9 protein-coding genes are annotated in these 12262 nt (G+C 69.7%); 3 read left to right on the forward strand and 6 right to left on the reverse strand.

The features are described from left to right. Nucleotides 1–300 (forward strand): GTPase RsgA (gene rsgA, locus KY572_RS43175; protein WP_224249624.1); only part of this gene is annotated, 300 nt, incomplete at its 5' end. A gap of 259 nt (nucleotides 301–559) precedes the next feature. After that, the gene (locus KY572_RS43180) at nucleotides 560–2119 is read left to right on the forward strand and encodes a sensor histidine kinase (RefSeq protein WP_224249625.1); all 1560 of its coding nucleotides are present in this window, start codon (nucleotides 560–562) and stop codon (nucleotides 2117–2119) included. Here the strand turns inward: KY572_RS43180 and KY572_RS43185 are convergent. From KY572_RS43185 to KY572_RS43200, 4 genes are all read right to left on the reverse strand, one after another. After that, the gene (locus tag KY572_RS43185; protein WP_224249626.1) at nucleotides 2116–3468 is read right to left on the reverse strand and encodes a cytochrome P450; all 1353 of its coding nucleotides are present in this window, start codon (nucleotides 3466–3468) and stop codon (nucleotides 2116–2118) included. The genes KY572_RS43180 and KY572_RS43185 overlap by 4 nt on opposite strands. 25 nt (nucleotides 3469–3493) lie before the next feature. Then, nucleotides 3494–4684: a metallophosphoesterase gene (locus KY572_RS43190; protein WP_224249627.1), complete on the reverse strand. Its 1191-nt coding sequence runs from the start codon at nucleotides 4682–4684 to the stop codon at nucleotides 3494–3496. A gap of 40 nt (nucleotides 4685–4724) precedes the next feature. Continuing rightward, nucleotides 4725–5882, reverse strand: a complete 1158-nt coding sequence (locus tag KY572_RS43195) for an AI-2E family transporter (protein ID WP_224249628.1) — start codon at nucleotides 5880–5882, stop codon at nucleotides 4725–4727. Between the two features lie 222 nt (nucleotides 5883–6104). Next, nucleotides 6105–7025, reverse strand: coding sequence for a hypothetical protein (locus KY572_RS43200; protein ID WP_224249629.1), 921 nt, complete (start codon nucleotides 7023–7025; stop codon nucleotides 6105–6107). Nucleotides 7026–7346: 321 nt separating this feature from the next. Here KY572_RS43200 and KY572_RS43205 point away from each other — a divergent pair, with 321 nt between their 5' ends. Further along, nucleotides 7347–8612, forward strand: coding sequence for an FAD-dependent monooxygenase (locus tag KY572_RS43205; protein ID WP_224249630.1), 1266 nt, complete (start codon nucleotides 7347–7349; stop codon nucleotides 8610–8612). On the opposite strand, the gene KY572_RS47590 is transcribed toward KY572_RS43205, so the two are convergent. Together KY572_RS47590 and KY572_RS43215 are read right to left on the reverse strand one after the other, a co-directional pair. Then, nucleotides 8524–10788, reverse strand: a complete 2265-nt coding sequence (locus KY572_RS47590; protein WP_263452474.1) for a YfhO family protein — start codon at nucleotides 10786–10788, stop codon at nucleotides 8524–8526. The genes KY572_RS43205 and KY572_RS47590 overlap by 89 nt on opposite strands. Further along, nucleotides 10785–12260, reverse strand: coding sequence for a hypothetical protein (locus tag KY572_RS43215; protein ID WP_224249631.1), 1476 nt, complete (start codon nucleotides 12258–12260; stop codon nucleotides 10785–10787). The genes KY572_RS47590 and KY572_RS43215 overlap by 4 nt, the downstream gene beginning before the upstream one ends. Between the last annotated feature and the right edge of the window lie 2 nt (nucleotides 12261–12262).

A 12262-nucleotide genomic window follows, 5' to 3' on the forward strand; every position in this document is an offset into this window, starting at 1 on the left:
GGAGTCCCCGTGCTCGCGCTGAGCGCGCAAGAGGGCACCGGGCTCGAGGAGCTGCTCGCACGGCTCCCCCCGGGGAAAACCGGGGCGTTGCTCGGCTCCTCGGGAGTGGGCAAGTCCACGCTCGTCAACCGGCTCCTGGGAGAGGCGCGGCTGGCCACCCAGGCCGTCCGGGAGGATGACTCCAGGGGGCGCCACACCACCACGCACCGGGAGCTCTTCGTGCTACCTCATGGAGGGCTGCTCATCGACGGGCCGGGGATGCGCGAGCTCGGGCTGTGGGGGATGAGGAGGAGGGCCTGAGTCAGGCGTTCTCCGACATCCTCGCGCTGGCCACCGACTGCCGCTTCTCGGACTGCGCCCACCGGGGCGAGCCGGGGTGCGCGGTCCGAGCCGCCCTGGAAGCAGGGGGCCTCTCGCGAGAGCGGCTCCAGAGCTTCGAGAAGCTCCAGCGCGAGCAGGCCTACCAGGCGCGCCAGGCCAGCAGCTCCGCGCAGCGAGAGCACAAGCGCAGATACGCGCGTCGTAAGTCGAGGCGTTTCCGTCCAGAATGGGCGCTGACATGCCGAGCACTTCCAGCCAGGGGGGCGGGCCCGAGCAGCCCGGTGCCCGCGTTCCATCGGAGACGCACTCCTGGCGCATTCTCCCGTGGTTGGACGGCTTTCTCTCGGAGGCGCTGCGTCGTGCACCGCCCGCGGAGCTCGGCCGTGCCAGGGTGGTGGCTGGCACGACCATCGCCTTGATCGTGCTCGCCGGGCTGATCTTGATCACCACCCTGAGCGGGGAGCTGCCCGCGGGCTATGTCGTGGGGACCACCGGCACCCTGGTCGGCTATGCGGGCATCCTGTGGATCTTGCGCGGGGCCTCCTCGTCCCGTCTCCCGGCGCTGCTCCTGAGCGCGCTCATGGCGTCCACCATCCTCCTGGTCTCCCTCCACGAGGGCGACTCCTTTCTCGCCGCCAGCGCGGCGATGATGTTGGTCACGATCCTGTCGGAATACCTGCTGGGGCCGCGCCTGGGCCTCGTCATCCTCATCCCCGTCCTCTTGATCGTCGGAGTCGTCTGCCCGCTCTGGATTCAGTTCCGGGACGCCGAGCCGCTCGTCATGACCAATGGCCATCGGTGGGGGATCCACATCATCGCCGCGCTCTGCATCCTGGCGGGGTGGGCGGTCGGGGGGCTGTACAGCAGCGCGCATGCCTCCACGCGTGCCGCGCTCGAGCGGGACATCCAGGCTCGCAAGGAGGCCGAGGCCAAGCTGGGGGAGCTGCACCGCACCTTGCTGGATGTCTCGCGCCAGGCGGGGATGACGGAGATCGCCACGGGCGTGCTGCACAACGTGGGCAACACGCTCAACAGCCTCAACATCTCGGTGGGCATCGTCACCGACAGGCTGCGCGGCTCACGCATCTCCATGCTGAGTCACGTCAGCGGGCTGCTGAACGAGCACGCCGCGGACCTCGCGTCCTTCCTCACCACCGATCCTCGCGGCTCCAAGCTGCCCATCTACATCAGCGCGCTGTCGACGCAGCTGGCGTCCGAGCGCGAAGCGCTCCTGGAGGAGATGCGGGCGCTCAACCAGAGCGTGGAGCACATCAAGTCCATCGTTCTCATGCAGCAGGAGCACGCCCGGTACGGTGGATTGGTGGAGCGGATCCTGGTGCCCCAGCTCATCGACGACGCGCTGCGCCTGGACGCCAGCTCCTTCGAGCAGCTGGGCATCGTCGTGTGGCGGGACTACGCGGAGGTGCCTTCCATCGAGGTGGATCGGCACAAGCTGCTGCAGATCCTCCTCAACCTGCTGAGCAATGCCCGGCATGCGCTGGTGGAGAGCGATGCGCCGGACAAGTCCCTGATGATCCGCGTCGGCCTCGACGAGAAGGGGGAGAAGCTGCGCATCGAGGTGGGGGACAACGGGGTGGGCATCGAGACCGAGAACCTGACGCGCATCTTCTCCCAGGGCTTCACCACGAAGAAGACGGGGCACGGCTTCGGCCTGCACATCAGCGCCCTGGCCGCGCAGGAACTGCGAGGGCGGCTCTACGTGGCGAGCGCCGGACGGGGCCACGGCGCCACTTTCACCATCGAGCTGCCCCTTCAGAGCGAGGAGCCCGCACGCTAGGGAGCCGCGCGTGCGCGGAGCTTCATGGGCATCCCGTGTCTGGGGCGCAGTGTGATCGAGGGGAGCAGCGGCACCGCTCCTTCCCGCGTGCGCTCCAGCCGGAAGTGCTGGGCGAGGGTGGCCAGCACGAGCCGTGCTTCCATGAGCGCGAAGCTTTGTCCGATGCACAGCCGCGGGCCGCCGCCGAAGGGGAACCAGGCGAAGCGCGGCAGGCGGCGCTCCAGCCCGTCCGCCCAGCGCTGGGGACGGAACGCCAGCGGCTCCTCATAGAAGCGGGGATCCCGCTGCACCGTCCACGGGTTCAGCCACACCGCGGCGCCCGCCGGGATGCGCCAGCCCGCCACGGTGTCCTCCTTCACGGACTCCCGGCTCAAGGACCAGGCCGGCGGATAGAGCCGCAGGGACTCCTTCACCACGTACTCCGTGAAGGGCAGGGCGGGCAGATCCTCCACCGTGGGTGCTCTTCCGCCCAGCACCGAGTCCAGCTCCTGGTGCAGCGTGGCCTCGGCTTCCGGGGTCCGGGACAGCAGATCCCAACAGAAGCTCAGGGTGATGGCCGTCGTCTCATGGCCCGCCAGCATCAGCGTCACCGCCTCGTCGCGGATCTGCTGGTCGCTCATCCGGCTGCCGTCCTCGTCCTGGACCTGGAGGAGCATCGACAGCAGATCGCCGGTGTCGCGGCCCTCCACGCGCCGCTGCTGGATGATGCCGTCCACGACGCGGTAGAGCCGCCGGATCGCGAGCTTGTAGCCCACGTTCTCAGGGGTGGGGATCCAGCCGGGCACCACCAGCGCCTGCAGCTTCGAGAAGTGGTCGATGACCCGCCCGAGCGCCGGTCCCACCTGGGCCGTCGCTCCATCTCCCATCTCGAGGCCGAAGAGGCTCTGGACGACGATGTCGAGGGTGACCTTCATCATGTCCTCGGCGATGTCGCGGACCTCTCCCTCCCGCCAGGTGGCCAGCATGCGCCGGGCGTGCTCGGCCATCACCTGCCCGTAGGCGGCGATGCGCTGGCGGTGGAAGGCGGGCTGCATGAGCCGGCGCTGCCGCAGCCAGAAGTCTCCTTCGCTGACCAGCAGGCCCTGGCCCAGGAACCCCCGGAGCAGCACGCGCTGGAGCTTGTCCTTGACGTAGTTGCGCTGCGCCGTCACGAGGACGTGCTCGATGTGCTCCGGGAGGTTGAGCACGTACGTGGGCTGCCCCAGGAAGGTGAGGTACGCCACGTCGCCGTAGCCGCCCCAGGCGCAGTCCTCGAGGAAGGCCAGGGGCGCCCGCGCGTAGTCGACGACACTCCCCACGAGGGAGCGAGGGCGGGGGCCTTTGGGATGCGTCGCGGGGGTGGAGCTCATGCGCCCAGTCTAGAGGCGCCTGTGCCTACGTCGTCAGCACGAGTTTGACGAGCTCGGGCGGGCTGCCGAAGCGCATGGGCGGGCCCCAGAAGCCACACCCGCGGCTCACATAGATGTGGGAAGCGCCGTGCCGGTAGAGCCCCGCAGAGTGCTCCCAGATCATGCCGATGAAGGCCGTCATCGGGAAGAGCTGCCCGCCGTGGGTGTGACCGGAGATCTGAAGGTCCACGCCCTGCTCCGCCGCGACCCGGAAGTTGGAGGGCTGGTGCGCCAGCAGCACTGCGGCGCGGTCCGGGTTCCTGCCCTCGAGCGCCCGGTCGAGATCGTAGCCCGGCCTGCCGCGCCGCCTGCCGCCGCTCCAGTCGTCCACGCCCACCAGGTCCAGCGAGCCCCCCGCGTCGCCGATGCTCACCCGACGGTTGCGCAGCACCTGGATGTCCAGCGTCTGGAGGAACTCCACCCAGGGATCCTCGCCGGAGATGTACTCGTGGTTGCCCGTGACGAAGAATCGGCCGAAGCGCGCCTTCAGGTTCCCGAGCGCCGCCACGGCGGGGCCGAGCGTCGCCACGTCCCCGTCCACGAGATCCCCGGTGACGGCGACCAGATCGGGCCGGAGCGCGTTGGCGCGCTGGACCAGCTCGTCCATGAACCGGCGCTGGATGAAGGCTCCCACGTGGATGTCCGTGAGCTGGACGATGCTGAGGCCGTCCAGGGCTCGCGGCAACTTGGGAATCCGGATCGCCAGCTCGGTCACCAGCGGTGGAGCGAAGGCGCGCCAGCTGCCGTAGGCGGCCATTCCGGTTCCCAGGAAGGCGGCACTTCCCGCCACCGTTCGCGCGAGGAAGCGGCGCCGCTCCTCGTCCACGACGGGCTGAGGGAGAGGCTCGCTGGCCGCCGCGGGTCTCCGCAGCCTGCGTCCCACCGTCAGGACGCCACGGGTGAGATCCACGGCCAGGAGCGCGAGCACCAGGAAGAGCGCGACGCCCATCCACGTGTACGTCGCCACGGAGGCCGTCTCGGCGACTCCCTCGGGGAGGAAGTCGCCCAGCCTGCGCCGGTTGATCATCGCCAGCGTCATGAGCACGAGCACGGCCAGCACCAGCAGCCGGAGCGCGAGGCTCCGCACCGTCGTCCACACCAGGCGCCGGTACAGATAGATGTGGCCCAGGGTCGCCCCGAGCAGGATGAGGAGCGAGAAGGAGAACCGCAGCGACATGGACGGCATTCTCTCCGAAGTGGTTCGAGGGGAGCAGCCTTCAGTGGTGCAACGGCTCCTCGGTGTCTGCTGTTCCCCGCGGGGCCTCGCCCTTGCTCTCTGGAGGCGGTGGCATCCCCGGGGCCGTCGTGACGGGCGCGGGAGCCAGCGCTCGGGCCTCCTGCTCCCACTGGGTGTTGCGCTGCTCGCGCACCCGCTGCAGGAGCACCTGGAGCGCGGCGGCGAGCGGCAGGGCCAGCACGGCGCCCAGCACTCCCATCACCATGGCGCCCCCGACGACGACGATGGCGATGAGCAGCGGGTTCATCTTCAGCGTCCGCCGCTGGATGAGCGGCTGGAGCACGTTGCCCTCGAGCTGCTGATAGACGAGGAACAGCCCCAGCGCGATCAGCGCGCGGCGGAAGCCCACCGTGGCCAGCGTCGTCACCGAGACGGTAATGGCCACCAGCAGGCTGCCGATGTACGGGATGAACCCGAGCACCAGGTACATGAGCCCCAGCGCGAGGAAGAAGGGCACCCCGAGCGCCCAGGTGATGACGCCCGTCACCACGCCGCCCAGCGCGCAGACGAGGAACGCTCCCACGAGGTAGCCGCTCACGGCCCGGTTCATGTCCAGCAGCAGCGAGCGCAGCTCGGCGCGCCGGTCCGGCTTCACCCAGAGCATGGACTGCTCGAAGAGCTGCTCGCCGAAGAGCAGGCCGAACACGGTGATGGTGAACACGGTGATCGCCGTGAGCAGCACCCCCACCGAGGAGCTCAGCACCTCCAGGATCGGCCCGGCGATGGTGGCCGGCAGCTGCGGCAGCCTGTCCTCCACGGAGCGCATCACGCTGAATCGCTCGTCGAGCGAGCGCAGCCACTCGGCCTCGCGCAGCTGGGTGACGAACCCCGGCAGCGCCGAGATGAGGTGGCTCAGCTGGTCCACCAGCATGGGGATGATCGACAGGCCCATGAACGTGAAGAGCCCCAGCACCGAGAGGACGGTCAGCATCACGCTCCAGCCGCGCTTGAGCCGGAGGCGCTCGAACAGGCGCACCAGCGGCTCCAGGGCCAGCGCCAGCATCAGGGCGAGCGCCAGGAGCACCAGCAGCGGGCGTAGCTGGTAGAGGATCAGCCCCAAGGCCGCGAGGGCCAGCACGTGGAGGCCCACCGTCCACACGGTGCGAGGGGCGACCTGGGAAGGGCGGGACGGAGCCATGGCGGCCCCTAAGGTGCGGCCTCGCCGCGCCGCTGCATCGGTTCGCGGGACGGAACGTCCACTGGCGGGAACTGGCGGGCCGGCTGCGCACGCTTCTCGACACTGGGCTGCACTGGATTGGCGTCACGGTGTGGCTGCTGGCGGTGGGATGTGCCCATGAAGATGCGAGCACCGGCGAGGCGTTCGCCACCCTGAGCCTCCCCTTCGAGCTGCGCTGAGGGGTCAGGTCCAGGTCCCGTTGCCCTCGGACTTGTTGACGATGGACTTGAAGCGATCCTTGACCTGCTTGAGGGGCTCGTACTTCAGGTCCTTCGCGACATGGATGTACTCCTCGAGCACCCGCTCATCGAGCTTTCGCGCCTTCTCGAAGAGCGCGCGGACCTTCTTGTCCCGCAGCGACGCCAGGAGCGCCACGTAGTCATCGCGGAACGCGTACCAGAGCCTGGGCCAGGTCTTGGTGGTGTACTCCTTGGCGATGTGGATGCCGCGGATCGAGTCGATGTAGGCCAGGACCATCCCCCGGCCCGCCTCCTCGACGACAGCGTCCGTGTCGTTGTACCGCGTCTCCAGGTCCGTCACCGTGGCGTGCAGCGCGCCGAGCACCAGCTTGACCCGCTTGGCCACGGCCGGTGCGCAGGTCGCGAGCTTCGGAAGCTCGTAGAGGTAGTGCCAGGTCTTCCCTTCATCGGACGAGACGATCAGCGACGCGATGAGCTGGTGCGCCGCTTCGCGGGTGCTGCCGATCACCTGTCCCCGCTCGTTGTAGATCTTGTGGCCTGTCGCCTTGCCTTGCTGCAGCGGGGCGGAGTTCCACACGATCTGATCGAGCGGGGCGATGATCCCGCGCTCCAGCATCCACGCGTAGATGTGGAGGATGCGGAACTGGATGCGAAGGCGGCCCTCTGCATGCAGGGCCACGTTCTGGGAGATGGCGTCCATTCGCTTGAGCTGGACCACCTTGAAGGGCTCCTTGCGCCCGTCGATCTTGGGATAAGGCACGGGGTTGACCGTGCCGTGAAAGGTCTCCACCTTCGCGTAGTAGTTCTTCATCGTGGAGAACTGGAGATCGTAGCGGCAGGCCATGTTCTTGCACTGGGCCAGCCCATCCTCGTTCTCCTCGTCACAGATGGGACACGTGATCACGGGAGCTCCGGAAGCGACGGGTGAGAAGCGGTCACGACAGCTGCGTGGCTTCGATTTTCTCTTGGAATCGCGGAGTGGAGCAAGATGGGGCCTTCGAAGTGGGGCTCCCTCACCCGCTGCGTAGGCCGCTGGCATGTGCTCCAGGCTCGGACCGGAGGGCAGGTCAGAGCTGTCTGGTGAGCATCAGCGGCGAATCGACGATGGTTGGCCGCGTGGCTGCGTTGGGTCCCGACCAGAGAGGTCGGGGCGTCATGGCGGGCGGGAGGAGGCCTCGGTATCACTGGCGACGCGCTGAGCTTGGTGCATGGGGGGAGAGGCGACATGCGAATCGTCTGTATCGGCGGAGGCCCCGCGGGCTTGTACTTCTCCATCCTGGCGAAGCGAGCTCACGGCAATCACGACATTACCGTGGTGGAGCGGAATCCCGCTGGGGTGACCCACGGGTGGGGCGTCGTGTTCTGGGAGGATCTCCTCGAGGCCCTCTACCGGCACGATTTCGAGAGCGCTCGGGAGATCTCGGAGAGCGCTGCCCGCTGGGATCAGCAGGAAGTGCACATCCACGGGCAGCGGGCCATCCACATCGGCGGCCATGGGTTCAGCATCGGCCGGGAGCGCCTGCTGGAGATCCTCACCCGGCGAGCCGTGGAACTCGGGGTGGATGTCCAGTTCCAGCGCGAGGCCGAGGCTCCGTCCGAGTTCGCTGACGCGGACCTGATCGTCGCGTGCGATGGCGTCAACAGCAAGGTCCGCCTGCTGCACGCCCACCAGTTCCAGCCCCGCGTCGAGGAGGGGAGGAACAAGTACATCTGGCTGGGGACCAACAAGGTGTTCGATGCCTTCACGTTCGCCTTCGAGGAGACCCCCGCCGGCTGGCTCTGGTTCCATGCCTACCGGTTCAACCGGGAGACCAGCACCTGCATCGTGGAGTGTCCGCTGGAGACCTGGCAGGGGCTCGGCTTCGACACGCTCGGGCCCGACGAGACCCTCCGGCGACTGGAGGGCATCTTCTGGCGCCACCTGGCGGGGCACTCGTTGTTCAACCAGCGGCGCGGACTCGGCAAGACGCCCTGGCTCCACTTCAAGACCATCACCAACGAGCGCTGGTCTCACGGCAACATCGCCCTCATGGGTGACGCCGCCCACACCACGCACTTCTCGATCGGCTCGGGGACGAAGCTGGCGATCCAGGATGCGATCGGGCTGGCCGGGAAGCTGCGCGAACACCTGGACATCCCGACCGCGCTGAGGGCTTACGAGGAGGAGCGGCGTACCTCCCTGGTCACGCTGCAGCGCGCGGCACGCAGCAGCGCGGCGTGGTTCGAGAGCGTGCCCCAGCGGGTCGATCAATCCACCCTGCAGTTTGCCTACGCCCTCTTGAGCCGCAGGGGGGCTCCGTTCTGGAGCTACCCTCTCTACCTCGCCACCCAGAACGAGGTGCTCAGGGGACTGCTGCGCTCGCTCCATGCCGCCAGGAGGTGGGTGCGCACGGGAAGCGGGCTCAGGCCGCCTTGGGCCGAGGAGGCTGGCGGCGAGCCGAGCCGAGGACGGAGGCGACGAGCCCCGCCAGCGCGAGCAGGGACACGGTGAGCCCCACTCGGAAGCTCAGGGGCGCGTACTCGAAGCGGACGCGGTGGGGGCCTGGAGGGACGCGCACGGCGCGCAGCGCGAAGTCGGCGCGGTGGATCTCCGTGGCGTTCCCATCCAGCGTCGCGCGCCAGCCGGGGTAGTGGCTGTCGCTGACCACCAGGTAGCTCTCGTCACACGCGTCCACCTCCACCTCCAGGCGCTGAGCGCCCGAGCCCACCACCCGCGCGCTGCCTCCACACGACGCGCGGTCCAGGGCTTCCCCCGTGGCCAGGTACGCGGTGTGTCGGAAGGGCTGCGCCGGATCCAGCACCGCCTTCAGCGCATCCGCGTCCGGCGTCACCAGGGCCTTCTGGACGAGGAAGGCGCGGGGCATGGCCGTCTTCGAGCGGGAGAGCGTCGTGCCGTCCTCCAGCTTCTGGAGCACCTCCAGATCGTCGAAGGGCGGCGGCCCGTGGCGCACGTACCAGGTGACGCCCGCCAGGTCATAGACGCTCCGCTCCCCGGCCAGGTGGAACACGTCGCTCCGGGCGGGCTCGGGGGCGCCGTAGCCCTCCAGCGCGGGCAGCCGCTCCTCGACGAAGCGGTTGGGGATGAGCCGATCGCGGCTCAGCTCGATGGTGCGCGACACCGCGTTGGGCACCTGGGTCGGGTCCGCCGGGCCCTCGATGTCCGCGCTGATGCGCCCGTCGAGCGCCTCCGGCATCCGCTGCCGGATCACCGAGGTGCGCGCGAGCGGCTCATGGGCCGAGTACTTTGGCACGGTGAGCAGGTGGTGCGCCGCCACCAGCTCCAGCACCGCGAGCGTCGCCAGTGCGTGGCGCAGCCGGCGCGGGCGGGCGAAGGTGTCCCGGAGGACGAAGAGGAAGACGGTCGCCAGCCCCAGGAAGAGCAGGGGCCAGGTGATGCCGGCCTCGGCGGACTCTCGCATGGGCAGACGTTTGACGATGGGCCCCGCCACGCCGATGGCCACGCCCATTACCACGAACGCCGCCACCGCGCGAAGGAGCGAAGGGCGGATGCGCCGGGCGAAACGGCCCATGGCCTCCAGCCCGAAGCCGGACAGCAGGGCGATGCAGAACGCGGCCCCCACGAAGTACTTGGCTGGATAGCGGAATAGCGAGAAGGGCGGTACGTGCAGCAGCGCGGCGGCGGGAGGGAAGTGCCGGCCGAGGCTGAGCAGCGCGAACAGCAGGGCGCCCACCGCGAAGGGCCGCGCCCGTCGAGGACCCGCGAGCGCGCCCACCACCGCCAGCGCGCACGCCACCGAGCCGAGGAACTGGTTGAGGATGAACCACTGATCCTCGCCCCAGTACGGCCCTCGGGGCCAGTCCGCCAGCGGCCACACCATGGACAGGAGCTGAGGCCATGACACGGACCATGCCAGGCGCTCGCTGGCGAACCCCGCGGAGCGCGTGCGCAGGGAGTTCATCGCGAACTCGGCGGCGGGCAGCAGCACCAGGGCCGACAGGGCTCCCGCCAGCGCCAGCCCGCCCACCACGCGCGCCGCTCCGTTCCAGCGCGCCGCCCCGGGCTTGTTGGGAGCCGCCACCCCGCGTGGACGCAGGCCCCACAGCGCCAGGAGCGCCAGCATGCCCTGCCAGAGCGTCGTCTCCGGCGAGCCGGCCAGCAGGGACAGCGTCGCGAACACGGCGAGCCGGGCGATGGGCGCGGGGCCCGGCCGGAGCGCGGCGTCCCGAGCCGCCGCCAGGATGAAGCCGCTCCAAGCCGCCGCGTCGACGACGTTCTGCTGGATGCCCAGGTCCGTCATCATCGGCGACACGCCGAACACGGCCCCCACGAGCACCGAGGCGCTCCAGGCCAGCCGGAGCCGCCGGGCCAGGAGGAACGCGCCCACGGCCGCCACCCCGGCGTGGAACACCTGCATCACCGTCATCGACGCGATGGGCCCGGTGAGCACCACCGCCACCCAGCGCGGCGGGTAGAAGACCTGCGAGTAGAGCGTGGCCGCGAACGGCTGCCCCAGCCGCATGTACGGGTTCCACAGGGGCAGCTCGCCCGTGCGCAGGGACTCGAGGAGGAAGGCCGAGTCCGGGAAGAAGATGCGGAACACGTCCCGCCCGGCCAGCAGCTGGCCGGAGAATACCGAGCGGTAGATGAGGGCCAGGATGGCCAGCAGGCCGCAGACGGTGAGCGCGTTTCGCGTGGAGCATTTCATCGCGAGGTGGAGCGGGTGCGGACCCAGAGGACGTACTGGCCCTCCCGGGCCTCCTCGCGCCAGCCGCCGGCCTTCCGGAGCTGATCGAGGAGGATGTTGCCCGGATTCTCCTCATCCCACAGGAGGTAGTCCGGATCGTAGCGGGCGAGCGACTCCTCCCAGCCGGGCTCCGACCAGAGGATCCGCATGTAGTCGTCGTGGATGGGCTGGGGGAAGGGATCGTTCCGGCTGTCGATGAACACCTTGTAGTCCGGGCCCGCGAAGTACGAGACGGCACCTCCGATGGTGAAGCGGTTGAGCACCTTGCCCGGAGGCAGGTTGCGCAGCGCCTCGAAGCAGGTGAGCGGAAAGCGCGAGCGCAGCACACCCTGCTCCACGGGCACGGGGTTCTGCCAGCTCACCCCCGCCAGCAGGACGAGCGCCAGCGCCGGCCAGAGGCCACCACCGGCTCCGGCGCTCCAGCGCGCGAAGAGCGCATCCAGCGCCTGGGCGGGACGGCGGAGGAGCTCCGGCCACACGAGCCCGCGCACCGGCGCCGCGTGCTCCAAGAACGCCAGCGCCACGAGCACCGCCGCGAAGGGTGCATGGCGCTGCACCTTCAGCGCCGCGAGCCCCAGGCCCAGGGTGGGCAGGAGGATGGCGATGCGCCGCACCGGGGCCTGCCCCACGACGAAGAGCGCCATGCCGACCAGCGCCAGGTACGCCCAGCTCCAGCCCACCGCGAGATCGAGCGGCACCCACTCGTTGATGTTCTGCGTGGACTTCAGCAGCGAGTGGTGGAGTGGGTAGAGCCAGATGCTCGGGCCGCTGGGCGACAGCGCCGACACGAGGAACATGGCCACGCCGGCGACGACCGCGCGCACGGCCCGCGGGCGCTGCTCGGGAGTGTCCAGCGCCTGGCCCACCGCCGTGGCTCCGAGCAGGGCCGGGCCCAGCAGCCAGCTGCCGTGCAGGTTGGCCCAGGCCACGCCCAGCAGGGGCGCGAACCACAGCACCCGATCATTCCCCGCTCGCCAGGCCTGGACGCCGAGCACCGCGAGGGCGAACAGCAGGTGTCCCACGTGGAAGGGGCGCTCCTGGCTCCAGGTGGGGGACTGGACGATGAGGACCAGGGCGAGCACCCCGAGCGTCACCAGCCCCCGGCGAGGCGCCGCGCGGCCGAACGCCGCCCAGAGCAGCAGCACGTTGGAGGCGACGAGCGCTCCGGTGAGCAGCGCCGGGCCCGCCGCGCCCAGCAGCTTCACCAGCAGCACGGAGAGCACGCCGAAGCCCCACTCGTGGGGCACCCAGCCCGCGGTGCCCGTCACGCTGAAGGGGTCCACGCGGTTGAAGCCATGCTCCAGCACGTAGCGCCCACCCGCGAGGTGGAAGAAGAGATCGTAGTGCTTGAGCGGCGACAGCCCCAGCTTCACCCCGAAGTAGAGGGCGAGCAGCGCGGCCGGTCCAGGGAGCAGCAGGGCCCGACGGCTCACGG

Origin of the sequence: Hyalangium gracile, from assembly GCF_020103725.1 — a bacterium.
Classification (GTDB): Bacteria; Myxococcota; Myxococcia; order Myxococcales; family Myxococcaceae; genus Hyalangium; species Hyalangium gracile.